We start from the raw sequence: 23,567 nt of genomic DNA on the forward strand, positions 1-23,567 counted from the left end.
CAACTATTGCTGCGTAACATCAGTTAGGAATGTAGACCAATGCCCGCCGGCTTGCTTAAAGACTTTTTGTAAGACATCAAGTTCTGAAGCGGCCATACACATATAAATAGCGCCCTTGGTGTTCATGATAATGTTAGAGCAGACATCGTAGAGAAAACTTTCAAATCCTTCGCCAAGATTGTCATTCAAGATTTTATGTTTGTTTTCACGAGATTTGTTGCGCAGTGTATCTTTGATACTGGCGCCATAATTGACGTTATAGGGCGGATCACACACCGTGATATCGGCTTGCTCATCCTCTAAAACAATTTTGTAGGAATCAATCAACGTACTATCGCCGCAGTAAAGGCGGTGCTCACCTAAAATCCATAAATCACCAGGCTTACTGATGACTGGAATATTATCTGCCGGATCAACTGAATCAGCTTTAGCAGGTTCGTCAAGATCAATATCGGTTGCATCCAAGAGTTTTTGAATTTCATCAAAATCAAACCCGGTTAATTCCAGATCAAAATTCAGCGCCTGCAAATCTTCCAGTTCAAGCTTGAGTAAATCGTCATCCCAATCCGCCCAATCCGCCCAATTCGCCGATTGATTGGCAAGCAATCTAAAGGCTTTGATTTGGGCATCACTTAAATCATCGGCTAAAATTACCGGGATTAATTGTAAACCCAGTTTTTTAGCAGCTTTAAGGCGTAAATGGCCATCAACAACGCTACCATCGCTTTTAGCAATAACAGGAATACGAAAGCCGAATTCTTTGATGGAGGCACATATTTTATCAACCACCGCATCATTTTTGCGGGGATTGCGGGCGTATGCGATAAGATTGTCGATTGGGATGTGCTCTATTTGTAGCTCAGTCATATGCGCCCCTGTTCCTTTTAATATTTCTGTCAAGTGTCAAAGTTTGGGCCAATTCTAACGCTAGTAAAATCCCGGGGCTCTGCCACCCGCATGGCATAGGTATAGGGAAGGACCCGTGCACGCCCTGTGCCGAGACGTTAGTGATTCAACTGTGTTTTGAGGTCTTGAACACTTCTTAAGTCATAATCTCTAAATCCTTTCTCTTACTGTTATAGGTTATATTCAGCAGTGAGGTTAAAAACGTCCGCACTTTATCAAATATTTTTGCGGAAATAATTTTTGTCCATCAATGCTAAAAATCGCCCAATTGTCTTTCCAAATAATATATTCAGTGTTGCCCACAAAAATGTTCGCGCTTTTAAAAATATTTTTTCCGCGAATCATTTTGCCCTCTAACACTGGATATCTCTCCTTGCACTTATCTCTGCTTACTATATTCAGCAACGCCACATGATCTGTCCGCAAAAGTAAAAATATTTTTTTGCATCTGCTCAAACCCTTTGTATTGCTGATAGGTGTTATATTCAGTGTTCTGCATAGAAGTGTCCGACTAAAGAAAAAATCTTTCATTTGAGATCGCTCAAACACGCCGCATATCCAGCAACGTCTACCAAGCTATCGTAATGGCCAGGATTTTTCTGCAATCGTGCAATCTTTAAATCCAACATCATCAAGCCAACTTGAGTAGGCGTAATGGTTGTGCCCAAGAGCAGCGACCAGCGTTTGGCGATATACTCAAAATTCTCCTTGGGTGAACCATACACTTTTTGCCGTTCTTCAATCGTTAAAATAGACTGCTCCAGTAATCGTTTGCCATTCATTGTTTAACTCCCATGTTGTCTTGTGCCCATAGCAGTAACGCCAGACTATCGGCTTCGTTATCATCTACCGGATTAAATCCTTTGGCCTTGATGGCGGTGATAATTTCCTCCTTACTGGCATTGCCTTTGCCGGTGGCATGACGCTTAATCGTCCCAACGCTTACACCTTGATATGGAATTTCCTGATCCTCACACCAAGCCGTCAAATGCGCTAAAAACCCGCCATAGGTGTGAGCGGCATCAACACCCAAATGCCTGCGTACTTCTTCAAAATACACCGCTTGAATGTCCGCCTTTTGTTTTAACGCATCCAAAAAATGGCGAAAGCGTAAGAAACGCATACCACCCCCACTAAAGCGTGATGTATGAAAGCTCTCTCCACTGAAGACACGTCCACCATTGAGCAAAGCCCAGCCGGTTTGTGTTCCTAAATCTAAAGCCACGATGTTTTCCATATCCACCATCCAAGAAATGCTATTCGCAAAATTTATTTTCTGGTGTTTATGTTCAGCTTTGTTTGAAGTTGTGTTCGCAAAAATATGAAGTGAGTAACAGGAACTTTTACGCGCGCGAAATACCTTTTATAAATATGGGGGCAAGTGCCCGTCAGGGTCACTTACCCTATATATTTATATATAGGGAGTTTCTCCCGAATCTAGAAATCTTCTGAAACCCTAGTAAAATCAGGGGTTTGCGCTAGATTTCCTAGATTGACGCCTAGATTTCTTGTAAATCTAGAAACAGCCCTCAAACCCTTGATTTACCTGGATTTCTAGATTTCTGCAGATTCTAGATTTACAAAATCTGGGTCTAGATTTACAAAAATCACCCCTCATTTAGAACTCATATTGCCAATGCCATAGGGCAAACACTCTTCAAAACATCTTTCATTCAAAGTTCACAGCACCAGTCCCATGTGACAAATGAGCTGAAAAATTATTTTTATCGAAAGCTCACAGCACCAGTGCCACATGGTGGATGTTCTGAAAATTACCCTTTCATATAATCCAATTCCAACATCTCATCCGAGTGGTCTTATTTAATTTTCCAGAAGTCTGATTCTTTGTTTTTGAGTGGGCTTATTTCTAGGCCTTTACAGTGCCCACGGTCTTATTTGATTTAGGCGCGTCCGGTCAGAAAAACCGCCAAAAATCGCATCCTTGAAGCATGAACCAATCAAGGAGGCTTCATATGAGATCACGTAATAACTACTCAGGTTTAGAGCCTGAGATCGTAAAACAACTTAAGTACCATGCCTGGCGTTTAAAGCAAATGAAATGCTTTGAATCCCAGGAAATCGAAGACATTGAACAAGACTTACTGCTTGAGATTTGGCCTGCTTTATCCAAGTTTGACCGCTCAAAAAGTAGCCTTGCAACTTTCGTCGATAAACTTCTTTCGCGCCGCAGCAACAATTTGATTCACAAACATATGTGCATCAAACGGGGCGGAAAAACCCAAACGCTGTCTTTGGACAAGGAGGATGAGAATGGCCAAACCCTCATGGATTATTTGGCGGATGATCATTGTTTTGAAGATGAGATCAGCATTCGCATTGATGTGAGTAAGGCTATTCATCAATTGCCAGAAAGCTTTCAAACGCTTTGTGAGCAGCTCAAAATCTTCACCATCACCGAAGTATCGCACATGAGTGGGCGCTCCAGAGCAGCTATTTACCGAGACTTAGAGCTCATGCGGCCGATGTTCTTTCCCACGTCTGTTTACATCAGAAGGTGTGAACAATTTTTTCCCCAATGCGGAATATAACAACCATACCAAGGAGAACTGTATGCAAAATTTAATACCACTATCGTTTCTGGATGAAGCCAAATCTACCGAAATCAGCCATCTTTCTTCCGAAGATTTACGTTCGCTGATGGAAAGGCTAAACGAGATGGCCGAGCGCCTTAAAAAGCGCAAAACCCTTTTAGAAGATGGCCTTAATCTTAAATTCAGCCAAACAGCGCAGGACAAATTAAAGCTAGACGGCAGAGATACCGGCACGATTCGCTTTGATGACGGTGCTTACACCATTGTTGCTGAAATGCCTAAAAAAGTGCTTTGGGATCAAGAAAAACTCGAAATTATTATCGACAAAATCCCCGCCGGTGAACGCAAACATTACGTCAAAGCCACCTATGCCATTGATGAGCGCAAATACCTAAGCTGGCCCGATGATCTTCGCAAATTCTTTGATGAGGCACGCAGTGTCCATTTAGGCAAACCCAAATTCCAAATTATCGATGGAGGTGACGATCAATGAGCATGAAAATTATCAGCGCCGATCAGCGCTTAAAACAACAAACCGGCGTCAAAATGGTGATCTTTGGCGGCTTTGGCATCGGCAAAACCCGGCTACTTACAACGCTTGATGAGCCAACCCTATGCATCGATTTAGAAGCTGGTTTACTTGCGGTTCAAGACTGGCAGGGTGACGCCATTAGCATCCGTACCTGGAACGAAGCACGTGATATTGCCTGCCTTATTGGTGGTCCTAATCCAGCGCTAAGACCCGATCAACCTTATAGCCAAAAGCATTATGAGTATGTTTGCGCTCATTATGGCGCTCCAACTGCCATGGAAAAATACAAATGCATTTTCATCGATAGCATCACGGTTGCCTCACGTCTTTGCCTGACTTGGGCTAAATCGCAGCCGGAGAGTTTTTCCGATAAAACCGGTCGGTCAGACACCAGAGCTGCTTATGGGTTGCTGGCTTCTGAGATGATGGCTTGGCTGAACCAATTCCAGCACATCCCGCAAAAAGATGTGATTTTAGTGGGCATTTTAGAGCAGCGCTTGGATGATTTTAATCGTCCACTTTGGGTGCCTCAGTGTGAGGGCAGCAAAACAGCCAATGAAATACCGGGCGTACTTGATGAAGTCATCAGCATGGTGGCCATGAAGACGGAAGATGCACCCGATAAAAGAGCCTTTGTATGCCAGACGCTCAATCCTTGGGGATATCCGGCCAAAGATCGCAGCGGCAGACTTGAGATGGTGGAAGAAGCCCACCTTGGCAAATTACTCAAAAAAATTAAGACCTCCCCAGCAAAGAACCAGATTTCGACCCCTGACCTTGCTGAAGAGTCTAGCGCAACCCGGGGTATCAAAGGAGCACCAACACTATGACATACGAATTTTCAACAGATTTCAATAACGCTTTGCCACAAAATGATTTGGTCCTTATTCCGGCTGGAACACTCGCAAAAGTCACTATGACTTTGCGCCCAGGTGGGTTTGGCCTTGGCCAGTGGCTAACCAAAAGTGATCGCACAGGTTCTGTCTACCTCAACACGGAGCTGACCATTTTGGAAGGTCCTTATGCCAAACGCAAGGTTTACCATTTAATCGGCATTGAAGGCGCTAAACGTAATGCTAAAGGCGAAGATACCTGGGGCATGAACGGCAGAACGATGATTAGGTCCATCTTGGAATCTGCCCGAAACATCCACCCTAATGATCGCTCTCAAAATGCCATTGAAGGTCGAACGATTAATGATCTGCTTGAGCTGATGGGTATAGAGTTTGGGATCAAAATCGGTGTTGAGGAGGATAAAAGCGGCAATTACCAACCCAAGAATACGGTTCTTTCCATCATTACCCCCAATTACAGCTCTTATGCTTCTGTGATGGGAGTAAGCGGCCGTAAGTCTCAAGCTTCATCGGATGTTGTAGAAACAGAAGCCACGGCTACTTCAGCTCAACCAAGTTGGCTTAATAGGTAGGAGGTAAATCATGACACGACATCATCCTCCAAAAGCTTCACCTCAGCCTATCGATATTCTGATGGCAAGCGGTGCGATAAAGCCTCTTACTGCCATTGAAATAGGCGATGAGATTATGGGCGCAGATAGCCTGCCACGAACGGTGATTGATATCAGAACGTCTTTAGAAGATGCCTTTGAAATCAGACCGATTAAGGGAGCGTCATTTGTTTTAGGTGCCAGCCAATCTTTGCCATTAGTGCGCTCCACAAGTCTTGAACTATATGATCTCAAATCCATTCCGATGTGAGAATACCTCAAGCAATCACCGCATTTTAAGGGCGTACATTTGCTATACCGCATGCCTGTGAATTTTAGTGATGGTCCAAAATTACCGCTTGATCCATATTTCTTAGGAATTTTGTGGCGCAAAGCTTAGGTTTAATGGCACTGCCTAAAGAGCGAACCGCCCTTGGGCAAATCTATTACCGCTTTTGCATCTATGGTGATTTTAAAGATATCCCACTTCGGGTTGGACACAAAATCCCAGGGCCAAGAGTGCAAAAACGCCATGTTCTTCGTACCGGATTTACCGTGCATCCGTTACAGCCGCAGCAATGCATGAAGTTGGTTTTACAAGGGCCGGATAGCCTTTATTTGAAATCAGACTTCATGGTGATGCAAGGAGAGCAGCCGTGAATATTACAGGAGAAATACTACTATGGCGGGCTGTGATTGATAGAGCCGCGCGCGATGCCTTTGGATGCACCGATTCCAGTCTTTATAGGCATCAGTCACTGCGCTGGTTTTTTCAAAAATCGCCTCAGTCTTTTTGTTTTGTCTGTGATCTTGCCGAGCTTGATCCGGATGCGGTGCGTGATCACTTCTTCAAAGCACTTATGACAAAAAATATTCAACATCTTCAAAAGGTACTCAAATGGTCATAACATGTCAAAAAATCAAGAACACTGGTGCGCATTCTGTCACGGTAAAGCCGGCGGTTTTGGATGGTCTTATCCAAACAACCATTATTCAAAACATTGGTGGTTTTGCAGCAAAAAGTGCCAGGATGCCTTTAGCAGCTGGCGGAAGCGATTCTCACGACTCCAACCGGAACAAAGGGGATGTTACTTCCGTCCCGATTCATATTATGCGAAACGCCCAGATCCTCTTCAACTATCTGGCGAAGCACGCGAATCTGGCAGCGCCTATCGGAAGCCTTACGGTCGCTGATTTAATCAAATGGTGCCAAATCATCGATGAGGCAAGTCATGGAAAATAAATTAGCAGTGATGCTGGATAGCGCTATTGCACAAGAACACCGACAAAAGCCAAAAAGGTCGTATCTTGGTGCTTCTCGTTTAGAAGAAAATTGCGCACGTAAATTACAGTATGAGTTTATGGGCGCAGAAGCAGATCACCCCTTTACCGGTAAGCAGCTGCGGACTTTTGCGATGGGTCATCATCTGGAATCGTTAGTGATCTCGTGGATGAAAGATGCCGGGTTTGATATCAGAACTCATAATAAAGACGGCCAGCAATATAGCTTTTCAGTGGCAAATGATCGGATTGCTGGGCATATTGACGGGGTGATTGTAGCAGGCCCTGATGGTTTTCTTTATCCTTCTCTTTTTGAGTGCAAAACGCTTAATAATAAATCCTGGAAAGATCTTGAAAAGCATGGCCTTGCGGTTAGCAAACCAGGATATTATGTGCAAATTCAGCTTTATATGGCCTATATGCAACTCACAGAAGCACCGGCTTTGTTGGTTGCACTCAATAAAGACACCTCAGAACTTTATTTCGAGTGGGTCGCGTTTGATGGGGCTGTTGCTCAAAAATATTCTGACCGTGCTGTGCAAATCTTACAGGCGTCAGAGGCTTCTGAGCTGTTACCGCGTCTTAGCCAAGATCCCAATTACTTTGAATGCAAATGGTGCCCTTACCATAAAACCTGTTTTGGAGGGGGCTTATGAGCAATGTCATTGATATGAAAGATTTCTTTAACTTCAACACAGCAATCCCGCAGAACTGCTTTGAAAGCACAGCACCTTGGGAGCCATCAGAGCAAGTATCGGAGCTAAAAGCTAGGTTACTGTACAGCCTTAAATCCTGTTTATCCTACTTGTTGCCGGGCGGCGTTTTCCAGCGCAATAAGTTTTATGTGGGTGATGTGCAAGGCAATCCAGGTCAAAGCTTAGTGGTTGAGCTTGAAGGTAATCGCATCGGTATGTGGCATGATTTTGCAACCGGCGAAGGAGGTGACATTATCAGTTTATGGGCGGCGGTCACCGGCAAAGACACACGTTCACAGTTTCCTGAAATTTTAACCGATATTTCCCAGTGGTCCGGTGAGCGCACCAAAAGTGTGTATGCTATGGTCTCAGAGATTAAGAAAAAACATGAAGCGACACAAGAGGAAGAAGGACCTGAGCTGCTCGGGGCCCCCACTGCCAGGTGGGATTATTTTGATGAAGCCAACAAACTGATTGCCTGCGTTTATCGCTATGAAACAGATTCAGGTAAGCAATATAGACCATGGGACGTTAAAACCTGTCGTAATCGCGCGCCAAACCCAAGGCCGCTTTACAATATTCCAGGCATCCTCAAAGCCAAAACGGTTGTGCTTGTTGAGGGAGAAAAATCCGCAGATAGCCTCATGAAACATGGTATTACCGCAACCACTGCCATGTTCGGTGCCAATGCGCCCATTGATAAAACGGATTGGGAATCGCTTAAAAACAAACATGAGATCATTTGGCCGGATCATGATGAGCCAGGCCGACAATATGCCGATAAAGTGTCATTAAAACTCAAAAACCTGGGCGTGGCATCGATCCAAATTCTTCAGATCCCAGAAAACAAGCCCAAAGGCTATGATGCAGCGGATTCTGATGCAGAAGGTGTTGATCTTGAAGATTTTATTGAACTTTGCCAGAAAAAGACAATCAGCATCAATAAGATGGTCCCGGCTTTTACCTTGGGGCAATTACTTCAGGATGATTCACCCATGCCCTCTGATGTGATTGCCCCACGTATCGTAACGCCCGGTGGGCTGCTGATTTTTGGCGGCGCACCAAAAGTCGGAAAAAGCGATTTTCTTATAAGCTGGCTTGTGCACATGGCAGCAGGCAAGCCTTTTTTAGAGATGAAGCCCGCAAACCCCTTGAAGATTTTTTATCTGCAAACAGAGATTGGTTATCATTATTTGCGTGAACGTTTGAAACAACTGGAGCTTGATCCTGATGTGCTCGAGCAAATCAGCAATAATCTAGTGATAACGCCTCAAACCAGGATGCTGCTAAATGATGAAGGTATTGCCAAGATTGTGCAGACCATCAACGATTTTTTTGATTCGAAAACCGTGGATTTGATCGTCATTGACCCTTTGCGTAACATCTTTGATGCCGGGGATCATGGAACCGAAAACGATAACAACGCCATGTTATTTTTCTTGCAAGAAAGGCTTGAGCGCCTGCGTCATCAGGTAAATCCCAATGCCGGGATGATTGTTGCCCACCACACTAAAAAGATTACCAAGAAGCTTTTGGAAGAAGATCCTTTTCAATGTTTAAGCGGTGCCGGTGCCCTCAGAGGATTTTATACCACCGGTATGATTTTGTTTCGGCCTGATGAAACCAAAACCCCCAGGCAATTGATGTTTGAACTACGCAACGGTGGGCGTATCAATAATAAATGGGTGGATAAAATGGGCGGCAAATGGTCTATCTTGGAAGAAGAATCAGAGCGTCTAGTGAATAAGCGTTACGGCGAAAAATTGGATACAGAACGTAGGCGTAAGCACGATATTATCCTACAACTGATTTACGATGAAGCACGCAAAGGTAAACTTTATACCGCAAGCCAATTTTGCAAAGCCTTTGAAAATAGATCGGGCCTTGGCGGCCAGCATTCCATTCGTGATCGTATTGATGTGCTTGCTACCAAAGGCTATATCAAATTCTGTAAAACTGCTGCCCGCAAATCAAAATATGGTTTTTTATGCGTGGAAGCTATGGATTTAAAAGAAACCAAGGTTGATCCCGCAACAGGCGAAGAAACTACCCATTTTCAGCCTATATTACCCACTCATTATAAATCTGCCGAAGACGGTAGCATTATTACTTTGGAAAATCTTTCTGTGTGGTTTTATCACGATTAGCTATTTCGTAAAAACCAGAGTGAATGGGTTTAACCGGTAGCCATATTCTTGCTTTTTAAAGCCCGGACAGCCAAGGGTTTGAATGATATCGTCGCGTTTAATATTAACGCCCAGCTTCTTAGCCAGCGTCTCTTCAATGGCCTTTTGCATCTTGTTAAGCGGCCTTCTAATTTGCTGCTCTAAATCATCAATCAATCCCATGTGCGGCTCTAAGCGCTCAGCAATTTGATGCAGGTTGAGCGGTGTGTGCGTTTCTTTGGGTTTCCCTTCTTCGAAATCGCGCCAATATTGCTCCAGTAAAATCCTGAAAATCTGAATACGACTTGGGGCTTGTTTGCCAATGACATGAATGCCGCCCACAAAAATACCTTCACTATCAATGGTGATGCTATAGGTTATCGGCTTTTCAGCCATCTTTGCTTGATGCAGCGAAACAAAAGGTAGTATTTGCCTTGAAACATTAGGTATTTCTTTTGGTACGCCATGATCCATCGCCATATGTAAGCCTTGCTGTAAGGACAGCCTTTCACTCATCAAATCCGATAACCTGATGGTCGTTATATCAAGCGGTAAATGAGGTAAGGTTTTTCGTAATGTGATGATCAGAGTCGGTTGCGCTTTGAGTTTATCTACAGCCAAATACGAGGGATTATCGATAAAATCAGGCAAGATCACAGTCACGAATCCGTTATCGAGTAGCACATGATAAACGCCGGCGCTCTGATTTTTAAACGTAAATTCTTTAAGCTCAGCCTCAAGCCATTGCAATATAGCCTGCTTTTGCAGAGATAAAGAGACAACATGAAACCTTTGTTTTTGATGGCTTATGGGCAAAATGTAACGTCCGCATTCCTCGCACATGAGATCGTCGCACGATTCATCAAAATCATCAGCAATAACAATTTTGTTCTCACAATCGGGATTAATCAGATTGTCAAAATCCAAAGCATCCAAGGGGTTGGCGCACTTGATGAAATAATGCTCTTTGAGCTGGATAAAGCCAAGCTCTCCCAAATGATGCGCAGCCTCTAAATAAACCTGATTCGGATTGATCCATGAATTGCTGGACTCAAGCAAATCCTGCAATGCATCTTCATGCGCAGCATTTTGCTTTAGGCAAGATCGTAAGGCCATAGCAATCCTTCATCCATGTTTTAAAAGCTGCGCGCCCCTTTTTATCCAACACATATTCTGAATAGCAAATCATCACATGCCCCGGATCAGCCGCATCGGTCCTTAAAAAGAGGGGGGACCTTTTTACCCTGAAACACAACTCTTACCGAATCAATCATGGCTATATTATCCAAAATATCGCCAACGGCCTGGTGCAGCGCTTCAAGCTCTTCTGCAATAGGGTCAGTCGGGTGCGTTGTTAAAATGAGATGAGTGTTGTTTTTAAGATGAGCTGATCTGAATTTAAGCTCAAAGAGCTTGAGTTCTTTATCGATTTCACTTGCGCACGACCGAAGGAAAGCCTTCACTTGAGCAGCAAAGTTGTAATCCTGCATATTGATGAAGGAGCAGTCTTTATCAAAATAGCTACTCACCAAACGGTCAGCGATCTTCAATCCCTGGTTGGAGCATTTGGCACAAAGATTCACTTGATTAGCATTGGCAGCAAAATCCAGGATGATCCAATCGGACTTATGGCCATGGACAATGCGGTTAGAGCTTAACAGCAAGTCTTCATCACTGGCTCTGCGGATAAATAAATACAGCCGATCTTCATGATAAAACAACCCCTGTAAATGGGTTTCAAAGCTGTCATTTTGCTCTTCATCATGAGATTTGAGAGCAGCTCTCACCACATCTTCAGTTGCAAATTCTTTGAAAGAAGTAGCCGGCTGACGCGGAGGATTTTTCAGCACAAAGGAGCCAAACCCTTTCTTTTGCACCTTATCAAAATGATACACATGTTTGAGTAACTCAGGATCAGCTTTAAAAAGGGCAAACAGCAAGCCTTTCTTGTCGTATTTATCGTCTTTAACCAATAGCTTGGCCATGGTTTCAGCGGAAAGGATGGGCTTTGCAATCTCGGTGATGGCCGCTTCAAGTTTGGCGTGATTAAAATGATGCACCAGAAAATAATTGATCAATTCTTCAGGAAAGTCGGTTAAGGTTTTACGCATTTGCTGCACGGAAAGTTCATGGGGAGGTTTTTTCATGGACAGGTCAAACAACAGGCCAAGCTGGCGTCCTGATAGGGAATCGAGCCAATTCTTACGAATCTTGGCATCTTGGTAATCCTGAATCAGCCTATCAAAGGGCATTTCCAGATGACTTTCCCAAAATTCACGATTCGGATGGATCTTCGCCATCAACACTTCATTGTTTAACACCATTTGCAGCATTCGTTTTAACCTCCACTGTTTTTCTGATTGCAATTACCTTCCCAAGAATCCTTAAATCTTGACCCTTTTTGACATGGATGACTTCATGCTCCGGGTTTTCATGCCGAAGTTCCACGCCAATTAAAGTTTGATAAAAGGTTTTGCAGGTCGCCTCATCATCGATCAGAGCCACCACAACCTCACCATTCATCGCAGTGGGCTGAGACCGGACCACGACATAGTCTTTGTCATGAATGCCGATATCAACCATGCTATCGCCGCAAATTTGCAGCGCAAAGCACTCACCGCGTGCAAGGCTTGCATCCACGCAAAACTCTCCCAAATCATCCTGAATCGCTAAAATCGGATGTCCTGCCGCCACACGTCCTATTACTTGGATAGGCACAATATGGGGAATTTGATCTGACTTTAGGGGTTGATCCAAGATCTCAATAGCCCGAGCTTTCCCATGCCCCCGGCGCAAATAACCTTTAGCCTCTAGCTGCTGAATAATCTCCAGCGCTGAAACGGCAGAAACTCCACGCTCAGCTGCAATTTCCCGCACTGTCGGAGCGACGCCATGTTGCTCTTTAAGACGGCAAATGACAGCAAACGTGTCCTCTTGAGCCTTGGTCAGTCCTACGGACTTAACGGGTCCTGGTTTGTTTTTCTTGGGCGCATCCATCGCTTTACGATTGAACCTCATATCCTAAAATTTAACTTAAATTTATCATACCTAACAGGTGTTAGGTTAGTCAAGAGCTATTTGTAACATATGAAGTTCTTGTGAACGAAATCTCTCTGGAAGCTGTACATAAACCACATGCTAATCAGATGAGGTCCTTTATGCCATTAACCCAAGCCCAAAACTATGATCGCCTAAAAGAAGTTGCACATATTATCGCTGCAGTGCGTATACAATCTACTCAAAACCTAGGTAAATCAAGGCTTTCAGAGAAACTTTCTCTTGACTTCTCTTCAAAAGGAAGCGCTTCTAGAGCAGATTTGTTAGAGAAAACTAATTATGGTCAAGGTCATGAAAGAATCTGTTATTAAGCAAGTTCTAGCTTTACAAAGTAAAAGCACCGCAGAACTTAAAGAATTGTGGCGAAGTATTTTTGATACGGATGCGCCGCCGCATTCCAAAACTTATCTCATCCCAAGATTGGCTTATCGTCTGCAAGAGCTTGCTTATGGCCCTATGGCTGAAAAATCAGCAAAGCAGCTCGATAATTTAGCTGATCAAATGGAGAAGGGTAAGAAGTTCACCAATCACTATATGGCCGCTAAGCCTTTAGCGGGTACCAAGCTCATTCGTGAATTCCAGGGTGACTTGCATGAGGTGCTGGTTTCAGAAAATGGCTTCATCTACCAGGGGCAAAGCTATAAATCCTTATCCGCCATCGCCCGCAAAATCACAGGCACTCGTTGGAATGGACCGGCTTTCTTTGGATTGCGCAGTAATAAGGAGGCCTGATGAACAAGAAGATACGCTGCGCCATTTACACACGAAAGTCCCATGAGGAAGGATTAGAACAAGCTTTCAACAGCCTTGATGCGCAAAGGCTTGCCGCTGAAAACTATATTGCCAGCCAACAACATGAAGGATGGGTCGCTTTAAGCAAATTCTATGATGATGGCGGTTATTCCGGTGGCACGCTAAATCGTCCGGCTTTACAAGAGTTGTTTCAAGATATTGAAAATGGCTTGGTTGATTGTGTGGTGGTTTACAAGATAGACAGGCTGTCCAGATCGCTCATTGATTTTTCGAAGATTGTGGAACTGTTTGATAAGCATCAAGTGACGTTTGTTGCAGTAACTCAATCCTTCAATACGTCGAGCTCTATGGGCCGTTTGATGCTCAATGTGCTTTTGAGTTTTGCCCAATATGAGCGTGAACTGACAGGCGAGCGCATCCGCGATAAATTTGCCGCCTCCAAGAAAAAAGGCATGTGGATGGGCGGTAATCCGCCACTTGGTTACGATATTTGTGACCGCAAATTGGTAATCAACGTGCAAGAAGCAAAGCTGATTCGGCATATCTTTAGCCGTTTTTTGATTCTGCGCTCAACCACTAATCTTGCTCGTGAGCTTAATCAGCAAGGCCATCGTACCAAGCGCATTATCAGCAAAACCGGCAAAGAATATGGCGCGCAGCTATTTACCAAAGCCAATTTACGCAGGACTTTGATTAACCCGGTTTATAAAGGCTTCGTTGCCCACAAAGATGCTGTTTATGAAGGTGAGCATGAAGGTATTTTAGAGCCTGAATTTTTTGATGAAGTGCAGCGCGTCTTTGAAAAGTGCCCGCATATCAGAGGCAGAGAATCTGCAGCTAAAGATCAGGCGCTGTTAAAAAACCTCATTCGCTGTCAGGTTTGTGATGTTTCGATGACACCGACTTATACCAAAAAGAAGGATAAACGCTATCGCTATTATGCCTGCAGCAATCATTTACGTGGCAAAAGCTGCACCTCCCACCATAAAACCATTGCCTCCAATGAGGTTGAGCGCTTCGTAGTACAACAAGTGCGCGAACTCCTTAAATGCCCTGAAATTACCGCTAAAACCCTCAAATCTCTGGAGGGACAAATCTCCACGGATGAAGCCTTTGCGATGTTACAGCAAATCGATGTAATCTGGGATTCGCTTTTTCCGATTGAGCAATACCGTATTATCTGCTTGCTGATCAAAGCAGTATTGGTACGAAAAGACGGTATTGATGTACGCATCCATGCAGATGGACTGCAGAGTTTACTGCTTCATGCCGGCATGGAGGCATGCCTATGAGCGAATTATCGGTATTCATGCCCATGCGCCTTAAAAAACGAGGTGGCAGAAAAATGGTGCTGGTGCCGGAAGGAAAGGCGCCATTGGCTAGTCAGAATGCATCTATAGATACCACATTGGTCAAAGCTTTAGTGCGTGCCCACCTATGGCAACGCCAGCTTAAATCCGGCAAATACCAAACCATGCAGGACTTATGCGACGCTAATAAAGTCACAGCCAAATATGTGCAGCTGATCCTGAGGCTCAATTTTCTTGCACCAAAACTTAAAGAAGCTATCCTTTTAGGACACCAGCCCCGCCATATGAAACTCGCCGATATCATGCAAAATATCCCGAGCCTGTGGCATGAACAGGGCGAATTATTTGGCTGCGAGGTGGTGTGATTTCTTTTGACTACAAAACACTTTGCGCGTATAATATAGTAGTTATATGGGACTTGTGTTAAGAGCCAGAAGTATAGAACGCAAAATTAATGGTAATTTATGAAAACACTTTATTTTGATTTTTACGATGAATCGCGTAAAAGGCAAGTTCCTGTTAGTGTTTATCTTCCTGAAAAAGAAGGCAATAAGCTTCCAACAATAATTTTTGGTCCAGGCTATCAAGGACTGGAAGGTCTCACAGAAGAAGAGTTACTTAAGAGCTATAAATGCAAGCAATACACCTATCTAGCAGAATATTTTACCGCAAAAGGCTATGCTTTTGTGAGCATACAGCATGATGTTTTTGGCGATGTTGATGGTCTTGAGAAGGTTGATCCAAATGCGATTCAAGATGAAGCTCGCCGTCACTTATATATCCGGGGAGAAGCCAATATTTTGTTTGCATTATCACAATTAGAGCAACAAAATTTACCTCTTCGCTTGGATAATTTAATACTCAGCGGTCATTCAAATGGCGGTGATATTGCGAAATATTTTGTGAATCAACATCCAGAGTTAGTGCGTTCTTTGATTTTATTTGATGCAAGAAGAGCAAGGTTAAGACCTATATCGCCTATGCAGGTACTCATGTTTGAAGCAGATGACACTACAACCGATGTGGGCGTTATCGCTGAACCAGTCCAGGAAAATAATGCGATGCGCGCGAATCTTGATTTAACCGTCATCAAGCCAAGGGGCGCTCTTCACGCAAGTTATATAGATGGTGAAATAACTGAGCCACTTAAGAAGAAGATTTTTACCGCGCTCGATTGGTTTTTGGGAAGTGTAGCATGATCATGGAACCAGAGTTACTCGCAGCAGTTACTAAAGCTTTGCAAGATCACCTTGGTCTTGAAGTGAAAATTAATGATATCCAATTGTTAAGCGAAGCTGATAGACGGAATCGGATTGCTCGTCTGTTTTTATCCTTAGGCAATAACGGAATGCGATCCGTTATCTTTAAACAGTCACTCTCTGATAGGAACCAAGAAACCACGGATGATGATATTCTGGCGAGATTTGCTAGAGATTCTGCCGGACTTAAATTCTTGAACGGGTCTGACATTAACCACAGCATTCCTAAATTTTTAGGCGCTAACCAGAATTTTAGATTCATCCTCCTTGAAGATTTAGGAAACAACCATATCAGCCTTGTTGATAGTTTGACTAAATCTGATCCTGATAAAGCAGTAGCCGCTCTTAAGCGCTTTACCAAATCTCTTGCGCATTTTGATATGGCAAGTTATGGGCGCATTAACGAGTATGATGAATTATTAGCCTCGGCTCATCCAAAGAGGGAAACGCTAGAAGAGCGCATCAAATGGAACGAAGAAGATTTGATCCCTAAATTAGAGCTTATTTGTAATAACTTTGATATTGCTTTTACAAATGAAGTAAAACAAGATGCGATAAATGTTATAAAAATGATCTTAAGCCCAGGAGATTTTTATGCACTAACCCATGTCGATATTTGCCCTGACAACGTATGTGACCATGAAGATAAGGATAAGACTTCAGCTGATTGATTTTGAGTGGGTAGGGCCTGGAAGTAGCTTGCTAGATGCAACTTATTTTAGGATGAATTTCCCAACCTGTTGGTGCGCCAAAGCTTTGCCTGAATCAATTGTTGACGAATTAGAATCTCTTTACCGCGAAACAATTGCAAGCAAAATTGAGGCTATCATTGATGACGCCAAATACAATGAAAGCTATGTTGCGGCCTGTGGGTTTTGGCTACTAAGCTCTATGCCATTTGCCTTGCGTATCATGGATAAAGATGAGTGCTGGTCATCCGGTCCTGTACCTGTTGATTCATTATGGAAGCAAGAAGAAAAATTGGCTAGACCACGCTTTATCTTAAGATTTTAAGCATTTATCCAAGTATCAAGAACCCATAATCTGCTTCCTCATTTACGTAAGTCAGCTGAGCAAATGCTAGCGCATGCTTATGAAAAATGGAATGACGTAAGACCACTTGATTTATATCCAGCGTTTAAAAATTAAAACTCCAAGCTGGATGTGTTGTGATGTTGTTATTCCTTCGTTGTTTCAATGGTAACGATGTCACTGCTTAGGTTCATGGGGTGAACTGGTGCAGCTTTAAGAAACTTATCAAAAAAAGCCCTAATCAGCGAATTGAGCTCAGGATAATAGGATAACGTATTGGCATTACCGGCTCCTAAATGCCATCCTTTCTTTTGAAAAACAGTAACATTATCTTTTAAAAAGCCATGATCACCAAAAGAATTATGCTCTGTATCTTTGACGGTTGCCTTAAAATTATTGGTTGCAAGATGTACCTTGGAGGGATCACACATAGGCTTTCCGGCAAAGATATGCAAAAAGGGCTTAGCAAAATCAGATCCATAATCAAGAGTAATATCAGAATCCAAAGTGCTGGAATTGCGTTCATCGCCATCATAATCATAGGTGTTATGATGAACAGGGGCATCCAAACTGATCCCAGCTTTCAGCTGTGAATAAGTCCGGCAAATATCAAACCATGCAGGACTTATGCGATGCTAATAAAGTCACAGCCAAATACGTACAGCTGATCCTGAGGCTCAATTTTCTTGCACCAAAACTCAAAGAGGCTATTCTTTTAGGGCATCAACCCCGTCATATGAAACTCGCAGATCTTATGCAAAATATCCCAAGTCTGTGGCATGAACAAGGCGAATTATTTGGCTGCGAGGTGGTAAATTAATTGAATTTAACAGCGATAATTTTTGCTCTGTATCACTAATCCAGTGCATAGTTTACAGCAGTCACGGCCTGCAAATAGACAGGATCTACAATTGGTAATATTGAATTGTCATGATCTACAACCAAAGGGTATTCTGTGCAGCCTAATATTACAGCATCCAAATCTTTGTGATTAGCAATTAAGGTAGAGAAATAATCTCGAGATTCCTGAGTAACAACGTTATGCATTAACTCTGCATGTATCTCTTGCATTTTATTTCGCTCATTAGCATTTGGTATTTCAACCTGAATGTCATTATCTTCAAGTATTTTAGCGAAGAAACCATCTTCCATTGTAAACTTGGTGGCAAGTAACAGAACTTTCTTTTGACCATTATCATTTAAGTGATCTGCAACTAGCTGAATTGCATGCATAACTGGAATGTCTGATGCTAATTTTGACTTGATCATGTCGTAATATTTGTGCAGACTATTGCAACAAATGATTATGCAATCTGGTTTTAGCGCTATTAATTCTAGTAATTCTTTTTCTAGGACTTGGCTAACCGCATCATGATCTATGCCATAATTTAACATGATATCATGGTAATCAATGCTTTTTAGCAATATCTTTGCGCTGTGATAACCACCTAAGCGTTCTGCAACTAATTCATTTAGCAGTTTGTAATATCCAATTGTAGAAGACCATCCAGTGCCTCCTAATAAACCTATTGTTTTCATAAAAGCTCTCCACTTAATAAAATTTTAATATCATACCCAAACATACCTGACTCGGCCTGATATTCCGGTGAGTAAGCACCAAGTTATATCACTTGTATGATTTTGCAACTTCTTCAATTGGAAGGTTATCGCCCCATAACGTTACTTTATCACCAACTTTCGCTGATGGATTATTTCTAAGATCGATAGCTATCATATCCATTGAAACTCTGCCTACAACACTGCACTTAATATCATTCACTAAGACAGGAGTGCCATCCTTTGCTGATACAGAATAACCATCTCCATAACCACATGCTGCAATACCAATAGGCATATTTTCATCGCATTGATATCTGGCATTATACCCAATATATGAGCCTTTAGGCATTATCTGCATAGACATTAGCTCTGTTTGCAATGTCATTACGGGTTTTAATCCTAAATCCTTTGCGGGCACTCCATCTATTGGAGCCCCCCCATAAATGGAGATTCCAGGTCTTACGTAATCATGATGCAATTCTGGAAAATTTATAATAGCCGCGGAGTTGCAAATGCTTAATTCTATTTTTTTATCTTTTGTAAATTCTTGGAAAAGTTTAATTTGGTTTTTATTTAGTGGATGTTCACTATTGTTAGCGCAAGCAAAGTGCGCCATTATTTTTATAGAAGAGACTTGCTGGTGGTTTTTTAATTTTTCATACATACTATTTGCTATATCCATATTAAAGCCTAGTCTGCACATACCGGTATTAATCTTTATCCAAGCATGAATTGGCGCAGGTAAACGATTCTTAAGCAACCACTCCACCTGAGTTGTATTATGAAATGTAATATGAAAATTTTGATTTGCGGCAATAGATAACTCATTTTCTTCAAAAATTCCCTGAGCAAGTAATATAGGTGATTTAACACCTGCTTCGCGCAATTCAAGGGCTTCATCAATAGAAGCAACTCCAAATAAGTCTATTTCATTATCCAGTATTAAAGCAGTCGATTTTATACCATGGCCATATCCATTGGCTTTAACCATCGCTACAATTTTAGCGTTACCTACTTTTTGCCTAATGACTTTAATGTTGTGAATTAAATTTTGAGTAGATAAAATTGCAAAAGTTGGTCTGCTCATGTTCGCCTTAACCGATATAAATTATATGCGCATGGAATATATGTTTTAGCCTAAGGAGTCAATAAGCTTATTCAGTTTGTTTTATGATTTTTAGCTTATCTATTAAACCTTAAATTGCACTTTAGTCAAACTTTGAGATGCTGGGATCAAATACGATCCAATTTGGTGCTTCTTCAATCCAAACATACATTTTATAGTAGATCTCCCCACAAAAACATTTTCCTGTGATCATAATTCTTTCCGTAAATAAAGTTTGGCCATAGGACCTTCATTTTGATAGCCAATGCACTTATAAAATTCATGGGTACCGTCCTGTGCTCGTCTCAGGCCAGAGGTTAAGTCGATAATAGCCGGTGAATGCTGTCTGGCAATATCCTCAACAAATTTCATGAGTTTTTTACCGATGCCAGTACCTCTATGGCTTGTCGATACAACGAGTCCAACAATCGAAAAGCGCGTTGCATCCGAGATCAAATGATCCGTTTTTGTCCAAGCAACAAGGCCTGTGATTTCTTCATTCGTTTCATAAACGGCAACCCCAAAACCAGGATTCTTTACGAATTTTAAAAATCTTCTATTCAAATGCTCCAAAGTAGTTGGGTAACCTAGCTCTGATAAAAGAGGCAAAAGTCTAGGGGTATCATCAATTGTGGCATGCCTTATCATCCCAAAACCTTCTTCATATAATAGCGCTTATGACCTTTAGGGCAGTCGTCTAAAACACCAAAGACCTCATATCCATGCTTGATGTAAAAGTCTTTCGCTTGGAAATCAAAGGTATCGAGGTGAGCCAGGGTTGCCCCAAGTTTCTTAGCCTCATTTTCTACATGACTAAGCAGTTTACTGCCCAGACCATTTTTATAATATTTTTCGTCTATGGCTAAAATATCGACAAACAGCATACCCCAACAATACATCAAAGAAGTAATGCCAGCGATAATTAATCCGCTATCATCCTTTATACAAAAATTTAAATTTACAAAAGGTTGCTGCTGGCTGAATGGTGCTTTGCTGTTATTGTATGAGGTTATTTTATTTTCTATAACAACTACTTCATGTGGTTGGACTTTAACAACATGAAATGGGGCAATATCAAATGATCTGACCCAATCCACCAGCTGCCCCGCAACTTCCTGTAAAGCAAGATCGGTTGTATCAAGGATTTTTATATTCGCAACTTCTTCATAGCTTTTAAGAGCAGATAGCCTGGTAAAATCCATTATATCGGCTGCATCTTCTTGGATAACATGGGGAGTCCACTCAGGGTCTTGATGGTGCATGCGAAGCCAAGCAGCCCAGTTCAGCATATGTTGATCAGCACCGTAAGTGTTGCGCTTTTTGAGACGCCCAATACGCTCGAAATCACTGACGTCTAAAAGACAGAAGTTGATTTTATCTATTTGCTTGGCTGAAGGGCAGCTCAGTATTTCGCCTAAAACAATTTGACCCAGCAAGCAGGTATCTTTGCCTTCGCTCAATAATTTCTGTAGCCACTTTTCGGTGGATTCTTGACGCCATTTTTTATCAGCACCTTCGGGTACACCGATGTCATCAAAATCATAAACGGCAATGCCATCTCCCAATAGCTCTTTCAAGTGAGGCATCACAGCCGTTTTACCGCTACCACTGGCGCCGCCTATAAAATATAATTTATTCATCTTTTACCTTTGAATTCTCATATTTGTATAAAACAACCGGAATACCTTTGTATGTGTCATTCTTTAAAAATCTCATTCCAATTTTTTCAGCTACTCTTATAGAAGGTTTATTTTTTGGATCAACAAAAGCAATAAATTCATTGATCTCAATACCTGCAGCATAATCTCTTATAGCCATGGCAGCTTCAGTTGCAAACCCTTTACCTTGAAAGTCAGGTAAAAGACGATAACTAATTTCGTACTGAGTATCATCTTCTTCTAGTGGTATAAATCCGCATATTCCTATTGGGACATCATTATGTTTCTCTGTAACCGCCCATATGCCAAGTGGATATTTTTTGTAACGTTCTAAAATAAACAACATCAAGTCTTTTGTCTGTTCTTTGGAGTAAGGGCCACGAACAGAGTAGCGCATCACCTCTTTATTGCTCAGTAAATTGAATAACGCTTCAAAATCGTTATCCACAATTTTTCTGATAATTAAGTTTTGAGTTTTTGCTATATTATTCATAATAAACCTGTAAAATTAACATCCAGCCTGCAATTTGAGGCATCCAGTGTGATACTTTGCCCAATGGGCAATACATATCTATTCTCAATATGCCCATATGGGAAATTCTTAATGCATGGAACTTTAATTCGTTTACACCAGAGATCAATAACATCTTCTGTTCTGATCCCTTTGGAGTCAAAATGCTTGGCCGTGCATTCTGTAAAATTGCCAATAACAAGACCAGCCAGATTATCTAGAACACCTGCGACGTGCAATTGAGAAAACATACCTTCGACAAGGTATGGCTCAATCCCAACATCTTCTATCAAAAGAATTTTTCCTGAGAAATCCGGCTGATAGGGTGTTCCCATTAGATTTAACAGACAAGTGAGATTCCCGCCGATTAAAGGGGCTGTGACGGTGCCATGGTATACTGTCTGGCCACCGTTTACGCAGTAGCTTTCTTGGTTTAGGTAATGCAGAAGAGAGGACAATGTGCTTTCTGCGACAGTTCTGTTTTTAATATCGCTACAATTAAAGCCCGTTAAGGATAGCGCGCTGGTTTTTGCATAAATGCCTAGCTGCATTGCTGTTGCATCTGAATAGCCTACGATAAGCTTATGGTTTTGCTTAATCAGATCATAATCTAAAAGAGGCAGGGTTCTAATCGAGCATGTGCCGCCATTCGTCGTGATGATGACTGAAACTTCTGGGTCTTTGATGAAGTCCATGATATCACCCGCTCTTTCTTCATCTCTGCCTGCTGCAAATAATTCTTTTTTATCGAGATGCTTTCCTGTTTTTACTTTGAATCCCAATCTTTGGAAATATTCAAATGATTGTTTGATGAGCCCATCAGGTACTGGGCTAGATGGCGCTACTATTCCGATAACATGCTTGATACTCATAACACCTTCCTCATCTATCTTTGCTCTACCTTAGATAAAAACGACCTAATAGATGAGAAGAACTCATTTGGCTTTTCTATGTAAGGAAAATGCCCACAATCGTTAAGATAGACAACTTTAGAATCTTGAATAGCTTGTTGTACGGTCTTTGCTGTATCAACGGGAATAATATCTTGGTTGCCGTGTATAATTAAAGTTGGCACAGTGAGGCTACGTAAAGCTGGTATTAAGTTACAATCTGGTGTGAAATATGGTGTTTTTAACATAAGAGACAATACGTTAAATCCACCGATTGCAGATTCTTTACTCATATCTAAGGTTAATTTTTGGACGTTTGAAGGTTCTTCAAAGTAGACAGAAAATAAATCACGATAGGCGTCGTTAATTTGTTCTTTGCTAAGAGCGCTCAGAATTTTGTCATTAAAGAGTGGATCAATCTTATGTTTGATGCTGTGCGTTCTCTTATTAAACTCATCAGCAAATGCTTTTTGTCCTTTATAATCAGCTGGAGCTGAACCAACAAGTAAATGGCGGAGAGAGAGGGATTCGAACCCTCGATACACTGTTCGAGTGTATGGTGGTTTAGCAAACCACTGCCTTCAGCCGCTCGGCCATCTCTCCAACCTGATTCTTATACTAGTAAAAAACGATAAAAGAGTCAACTCTTTTTTTCAGAATAACATTAACGAAAGTTTGAAAAATAGGGAAAAATTTTGTTTGCATTTTATCTTTTTTAAGTTTTCTTTTAAGTAACTCATCTTACGTAGCACCTTTCAAAATTTGAAGTTCATTGAACATTAAAACATTGGCTTTTAACAATAGTTTTTGTTTTATTGCAAAATGATTCAATGAGGTTTTCACTTTCAATAATTCTA

Annotated in this window: 32 protein-coding genes, 1 tRNA gene and 2 pseudogenes; 18 read left to right on the plus strand and 17 right to left on the minus strand. The window is 41.9% G+C overall.

Annotated elements, in window-relative coordinates; genetic code table 11:
* Positions 1–24 precede the first annotated feature (24 nt).
* From P618_RS02685 to P618_RS02700, 4 genes and pseudogenes are all read right to left on the minus strand, one after another.
* Positions 25–867, minus strand: a pseudogene (locus P618_RS02685) (ParB N-terminal domain-containing protein); the annotation flags it as partial.
* Positions 868–1,101: 234 nt separating this feature from the next.
* Positions 1,102–1,437, minus strand: a complete 336-nt coding sequence (locus P618_RS08190) for a hypothetical protein (RefSeq protein WP_162147063.1) — start codon at positions 1,435–1,437, stop codon at positions 1,102–1,104.
* A complete protein-coding gene (locus tag P618_RS02695) occupies positions 1,434–1,688 on the minus strand; it encodes a DUF6378 domain-containing protein (RefSeq protein ID WP_021827719.1) in 255 nt (84 codons plus the stop codon). Before P618_RS02695 ends, P618_RS08190 begins: the two co-directional genes overlap by 4 nt.
* Complete coding sequence (locus P618_RS02700) at positions 1,685–2,143, minus strand: crossover junction endodeoxyribonuclease RuvC (RefSeq protein ID WP_024161122.1); 459 nt, start codon at positions 2,141–2,143, stop codon at positions 1,685–1,687. The genes P618_RS02695 and P618_RS02700 overlap by 4 nt, the downstream gene beginning before the upstream one ends.
* A gap of 736 nt (positions 2,144–2,879) precedes the next feature.
* Between P618_RS02700 and P618_RS02705 the strand changes: the two genes are divergently transcribed.
* The 10 genes from P618_RS02705 to P618_RS02750 all read left to right on the plus strand — a co-directional run bounded on the left by P618_RS02705 (position 2,880) and on the right by P618_RS02750 (position 9,557).
* Positions 2,880–3,455, plus strand: a complete 576-nt coding sequence (locus P618_RS02705) for an ECF-type sigma factor (RefSeq protein ID WP_024161123.1) — start codon at positions 2,880–2,882, stop codon at positions 3,453–3,455.
* 22 nt (positions 3,456–3,477) lie between these two features.
* Positions 3,478–3,951: a hypothetical protein gene (locus P618_RS02710; RefSeq protein ID WP_021827722.1), complete on the plus strand. Its 474-nt coding sequence runs from the start codon at positions 3,478–3,480 to the stop codon at positions 3,949–3,951.
* Positions 3,948–4,820, plus strand: coding sequence for an ATP-binding protein (locus tag P618_RS02715; protein ID WP_021827723.1), 873 nt, complete (start codon positions 3,948–3,950; stop codon positions 4,818–4,820). The genes P618_RS02710 and P618_RS02715 overlap by 4 nt, the downstream gene beginning before the upstream one ends.
* Positions 4,817–5,416 (plus strand): hypothetical protein, encoded by a 600-nt coding sequence (locus tag P618_RS02720; RefSeq protein ID WP_021827724.1) that lies wholly within the window; start codon positions 4,817–4,819, stop codon positions 5,414–5,416. Before P618_RS02715 ends, P618_RS02720 begins: the two co-directional genes overlap by 4 nt.
* 10 nt (positions 5,417–5,426) lie before the next feature.
* Positions 5,427–5,705, plus strand: coding sequence for a Hint domain-containing homing endonuclease (locus tag P618_RS02725; RefSeq protein WP_021827725.1), 279 nt, complete (start codon positions 5,427–5,429; stop codon positions 5,703–5,705).
* A gap of 134 nt (positions 5,706–5,839) precedes the next feature.
* The gene (locus P618_RS02730) at positions 5,840–6,094 is read left to right on the plus strand and encodes a hypothetical protein (RefSeq protein WP_156918974.1); all 255 of its coding nucleotides are present in this window, start codon (positions 5,840–5,842) and stop codon (positions 6,092–6,094) included.
* Entirely contained in the window at positions 6,091–6,342 is a 252-nt protein-coding gene (locus P618_RS02735; protein WP_021827727.1) for a hypothetical protein, read from the plus strand. The genes P618_RS02730 and P618_RS02735 overlap by 4 nt, the downstream gene beginning before the upstream one ends.
* Positions 6,333–6,677, plus strand: a complete 345-nt coding sequence (locus P618_RS02740) for a hypothetical protein (RefSeq protein WP_021827728.1) — start codon at positions 6,333–6,335, stop codon at positions 6,675–6,677. The genes P618_RS02735 and P618_RS02740 overlap by 10 nt, the downstream gene beginning before the upstream one ends.
* The gene (locus tag P618_RS02745) at positions 6,667–7,371 is read left to right on the plus strand and encodes a YqaJ viral recombinase family protein (protein ID WP_021827729.1); all 705 of its coding nucleotides are present in this window, start codon (positions 6,667–6,669) and stop codon (positions 7,369–7,371) included. Before P618_RS02740 ends, P618_RS02745 begins: the two co-directional genes overlap by 11 nt.
* The gene (locus P618_RS02750; protein WP_021827730.1) at positions 7,368–9,557 is read left to right on the plus strand and encodes an AAA family ATPase; all 2,190 of its coding nucleotides are present in this window, start codon (positions 7,368–7,370) and stop codon (positions 9,555–9,557) included. Before P618_RS02745 ends, P618_RS02750 begins: the two co-directional genes overlap by 4 nt.
* Here the strand turns inward: P618_RS02750 and P618_RS02755 are convergent, their stop codons facing one another.
* The 3 genes from P618_RS02755 to lexA all read right to left on the minus strand — a co-directional run bounded on the left by P618_RS02755 (position 9,558) and on the right by lexA (position 12,572).
* Entirely contained in the window at positions 9,558–10,691 is a 1,134-nt protein-coding gene (locus tag P618_RS02755) for a hypothetical protein (RefSeq protein ID WP_021827731.1), read from the minus strand.
* 86 nt (positions 10,692–10,777) lie between these two features.
* Positions 10,778–11,941 (minus strand): hypothetical protein, encoded by a 1,164-nt coding sequence (locus P618_RS02760; protein ID WP_162147064.1) that lies wholly within the window; start codon positions 11,939–11,941, stop codon positions 10,778–10,780.
* The gene (gene lexA, locus P618_RS02765; RefSeq protein ID WP_021827733.1) at positions 11,883–12,572 is read right to left on the minus strand and encodes a transcriptional repressor LexA; all 690 of its coding nucleotides are present in this window, start codon (positions 12,570–12,572) and stop codon (positions 11,883–11,885) included. The genes P618_RS02760 and lexA overlap by 59 nt, the downstream gene beginning before the upstream one ends.
* A 161-nt stretch (positions 12,573–12,733) precedes the next feature.
* Here lexA and P618_RS02770 point away from each other — a divergent pair, with 161 nt between their 5' ends.
* From P618_RS02770 to P618_RS06020, 7 genes are all read left to right on the plus strand, one after another.
* Positions 12,734–12,943 (plus strand): hypothetical protein, encoded by a 210-nt coding sequence (locus P618_RS02770; protein ID WP_024161126.1) that lies wholly within the window; start codon positions 12,734–12,736, stop codon positions 12,941–12,943.
* Positions 12,924–13,364 (plus strand): DUF2924 domain-containing protein, encoded by a 441-nt coding sequence (locus P618_RS02775; RefSeq protein ID WP_021827735.1) that lies wholly within the window; start codon positions 12,924–12,926, stop codon positions 13,362–13,364. Before P618_RS02770 ends, P618_RS02775 begins: the two co-directional genes overlap by 20 nt.
* A complete protein-coding gene (locus P618_RS02780) occupies positions 13,364–14,677 on the plus strand; it encodes a recombinase family protein (protein WP_021827736.1) in 1,314 nt (437 codons plus the stop codon). The genes P618_RS02775 and P618_RS02780 overlap by 1 nt, the downstream gene beginning before the upstream one ends.
* The gene (locus tag P618_RS08300; protein WP_024161128.1) at positions 14,674–15,060 is read left to right on the plus strand and encodes a hypothetical protein; all 387 of its coding nucleotides are present in this window, start codon (positions 14,674–14,676) and stop codon (positions 15,058–15,060) included. Before P618_RS02780 ends, P618_RS08300 begins: the two co-directional genes overlap by 4 nt.
* 99 nt (positions 15,061–15,159) lie before the next feature.
* Positions 15,160–15,894, plus strand: a complete 735-nt coding sequence (locus P618_RS02790; RefSeq protein WP_021827738.1) for an alpha/beta hydrolase — start codon at positions 15,160–15,162, stop codon at positions 15,892–15,894.
* Positions 15,895–15,896: 2 nt separating this feature from the next.
* Positions 15,897–16,625, plus strand: coding sequence for a hypothetical protein (locus P618_RS06015; RefSeq protein WP_156918975.1), 729 nt, complete (start codon positions 15,897–15,899; stop codon positions 16,623–16,625).
* Positions 16,594–16,968 carry a hypothetical protein gene (locus P618_RS06020; protein WP_024161129.1) on the plus strand — a complete coding sequence of 125 codons (375 nt, stop codon included), beginning with the start codon at positions 16,594–16,596 and terminating at the stop codon, positions 16,966–16,968. The genes P618_RS06015 and P618_RS06020 overlap by 32 nt, the downstream gene beginning before the upstream one ends.
* Positions 16,969–17,132: 164 nt before the next feature.
* Here P618_RS06020 and P618_RS02800 read toward each other — a convergent pair whose 3' ends face one another.
* On the minus strand, positions 17,133–17,555 hold the full coding sequence (locus P618_RS02800; RefSeq protein ID WP_021827741.1) for a hypothetical protein: 423 nt from the start codon (positions 17,553–17,555) through the stop codon (positions 17,133–17,135).
* A 20-nt stretch (positions 17,556–17,575) separates the two neighbouring features.
* On the opposite strand from P618_RS02800, the gene P618_RS02805 reads away from it, so the two are divergent.
* Positions 17,576–17,806, plus strand: a complete 231-nt coding sequence (locus P618_RS02805) for a hypothetical protein (RefSeq protein ID WP_021827742.1) — start codon at positions 17,576–17,578, stop codon at positions 17,804–17,806.
* A 35-nt stretch (positions 17,807–17,841) separates the two neighbouring features.
* On the opposite strand, the gene P618_RS02810 is transcribed toward P618_RS02805, so the two are convergent.
* The 9 genes and pseudogenes from P618_RS02810 to P618_RS09255 all read right to left on the minus strand — a co-directional run.
* Positions 17,842–18,525, minus strand: a complete 684-nt coding sequence (locus P618_RS02810) for an aspartate/glutamate racemase family protein (protein ID WP_021827743.1) — start codon at positions 18,523–18,525, stop codon at positions 17,842–17,844.
* An 88-nt stretch (positions 18,526–18,613) separates the two neighbouring features.
* Entirely contained in the window at positions 18,614–19,633 is a 1,020-nt protein-coding gene (gene alr / locus P618_RS02815) for an alanine racemase (protein ID WP_024161130.1), read from the minus strand.
* A 228-nt stretch (positions 19,634–19,861) separates the two neighbouring features.
* On the minus strand, positions 19,862–20,299 hold the full coding sequence (locus P618_RS02820; RefSeq protein ID WP_021827745.1) for a GNAT family N-acetyltransferase: 438 nt from the start codon (positions 20,297–20,299) through the stop codon (positions 19,862–19,864).
* The gene (locus P618_RS09250) at positions 20,296–20,724 is read right to left on the minus strand and encodes a GNAT family N-acetyltransferase (RefSeq protein WP_040458340.1); all 429 of its coding nucleotides are present in this window, start codon (positions 20,722–20,724) and stop codon (positions 20,296–20,298) included. Before P618_RS09250 ends, P618_RS02820 begins: the two co-directional genes overlap by 4 nt.
* 559 nt (positions 20,725–21,283) lie before the next feature.
* A complete protein-coding gene (locus P618_RS02830; protein WP_024161131.1) occupies positions 21,284–21,802 on the minus strand; it encodes a GNAT family N-acetyltransferase in 519 nt (172 codons plus the stop codon).
* A complete protein-coding gene (locus P618_RS02835; RefSeq protein WP_021827748.1) occupies positions 21,799–22,692 on the minus strand; it encodes a S66 peptidase family protein in 894 nt (297 codons plus the stop codon). The genes P618_RS02830 and P618_RS02835 overlap by 4 nt, the downstream gene beginning before the upstream one ends.
* Positions 22,693–22,706: 14 nt before the next feature.
* Positions 22,707–23,255, minus strand: a complete 549-nt coding sequence (locus P618_RS08435; RefSeq protein ID WP_204365636.1) for an alpha/beta hydrolase — start codon at positions 23,253–23,255, stop codon at positions 22,707–22,709.
* Positions 23,221–23,313: transfer RNA gene (locus P618_RS02845), tRNA-Ser, on the minus strand. The genes P618_RS08435 and P618_RS02845 overlap by 35 nt, the downstream gene beginning before the upstream one ends.
* Positions 23,314–23,451: 138 nt before the next feature.
* Positions 23,452–23,567, minus strand: a pseudogene (locus P618_RS09255) (IS701 family transposase); the annotation flags it as partial.

This window comes from Holospora obtusa F1 (assembly GCF_000469665.2).
In the GTDB taxonomy this organism is placed as follows: Bacteria; Pseudomonadota; Alphaproteobacteria; order Holosporales; family Holosporaceae; genus Holospora; species Holospora obtusa.

Excerpts from the sequence above, each read along its gene's own strand:
- P618_RS06015 (WP_156918975.1), top strand. The coding sequence starts at position 15,897 with ATGGAACCAGAGTTACTCGCAGCAGTTACTAAAGCTTTGCAAGATCAC.
- P618_RS02755 (WP_021827731.1), bottom strand. The coding sequence starts at position 10,691 with ATGGCCTTACGATCTTGCCTAAAGCAAAATGCTGCGCATGAAGATGCA.
- P618_RS02770 (WP_024161126.1), top strand. The coding sequence starts at position 12,734 with ATGCCATTAACCCAAGCCCAAAACTATGATCGCCTAAAAGAAGTTGCA.
- P618_RS02740 (WP_021827728.1), top strand. The coding sequence starts at position 6,333 with ATGGTCATAACATGTCAAAAAATCAAGAACACTGGTGCGCATTCTGTC.
- P618_RS02810 (WP_021827743.1), bottom strand. The coding sequence starts at position 18,525 with ATGAAAACAATAGGTTTATTAGGAGGCACTGGATGGTCTTCTACAATT.
- P618_RS08190 (WP_162147063.1), bottom strand. The coding sequence starts at position 1,437 with ATGAAAGATTTTTTCTTTAGTCGGACACTTCTATGCAGAACACTGAAT.
- P618_RS02720 (WP_021827724.1), top strand. The coding sequence starts at position 4,817 with ATGACATACGAATTTTCAACAGATTTCAATAACGCTTTGCCACAAAAT.
- lexA (WP_021827733.1), bottom strand. The coding sequence starts at position 12,572 with ATGGATGCGCCCAAGAAAAACAAACCAGGACCCGTTAAGTCCGTAGGA.
- P618_RS02700 (WP_024161122.1), bottom strand. The coding sequence starts at position 2,143 with ATGGAAAACATCGTGGCTTTAGATTTAGGAACACAAACCGGCTGGGCT.
- P618_RS02710 (WP_021827722.1), top strand. The coding sequence starts at position 3,478 with ATGCAAAATTTAATACCACTATCGTTTCTGGATGAAGCCAAATCTACC.
- P618_RS02705 (WP_024161123.1), top strand. The coding sequence starts at position 2,880 with ATGAGATCACGTAATAACTACTCAGGTTTAGAGCCTGAGATCGTAAAA.
- alr (WP_024161130.1), bottom strand. The coding sequence starts at position 19,633 with ATGAGCAGACCAACTTTTGCAATTTTATCTACTCAAAATTTAATTCAC.
- P618_RS02725 (WP_021827725.1), top strand. The coding sequence starts at position 5,427 with ATGACACGACATCATCCTCCAAAAGCTTCACCTCAGCCTATCGATATT.
- P618_RS02775 (WP_021827735.1), top strand. The coding sequence starts at position 12,924 with ATGAAAGAATCTGTTATTAAGCAAGTTCTAGCTTTACAAAGTAAAAGC.
- P618_RS02830 (WP_024161131.1), bottom strand. The coding sequence starts at position 21,802 with ATGAATAATATAGCAAAAACTCAAAACTTAATTATCAGAAAAATTGTG.
- P618_RS08300 (WP_024161128.1), top strand. The coding sequence starts at position 14,674 with ATGAGCGAATTATCGGTATTCATGCCCATGCGCCTTAAAAAACGAGGT.
- P618_RS02750 (WP_021827730.1), top strand. The coding sequence starts at position 7,368 with ATGAGCAATGTCATTGATATGAAAGATTTCTTTAACTTCAACACAGCA.
- P618_RS02820 (WP_021827745.1), bottom strand. The coding sequence starts at position 20,299 with ATGATAAGGCATGCCACAATTGATGATACCCCTAGACTTTTGCCTCTT.
- P618_RS02695 (WP_021827719.1), bottom strand. The coding sequence starts at position 1,688 with ATGAATGGCAAACGATTACTGGAGCAGTCTATTTTAACGATTGAAGAA.
- P618_RS02835 (WP_021827748.1), bottom strand. The coding sequence starts at position 22,692 with ATGAGTATCAAGCATGTTATCGGAATAGTAGCGCCATCTAGCCCAGTA.
- P618_RS02715 (WP_021827723.1), top strand. The coding sequence starts at position 3,948 with ATGAGCATGAAAATTATCAGCGCCGATCAGCGCTTAAAACAACAAACC.
- P618_RS02730 (WP_156918974.1), top strand. The coding sequence starts at position 5,840 with ATGGCACTGCCTAAAGAGCGAACCGCCCTTGGGCAAATCTATTACCGC.
- P618_RS02745 (WP_021827729.1), top strand. The coding sequence starts at position 6,667 with ATGGAAAATAAATTAGCAGTGATGCTGGATAGCGCTATTGCACAAGAA.
- P618_RS06020 (WP_024161129.1), top strand. The coding sequence starts at position 16,594 with ATGAAGATAAGGATAAGACTTCAGCTGATTGATTTTGAGTGGGTAGGG.
- P618_RS02790 (WP_021827738.1), top strand. The coding sequence starts at position 15,160 with ATGAAAACACTTTATTTTGATTTTTACGATGAATCGCGTAAAAGGCAA.
- P618_RS02780 (WP_021827736.1), top strand. The coding sequence starts at position 13,364 with ATGAACAAGAAGATACGCTGCGCCATTTACACACGAAAGTCCCATGAG.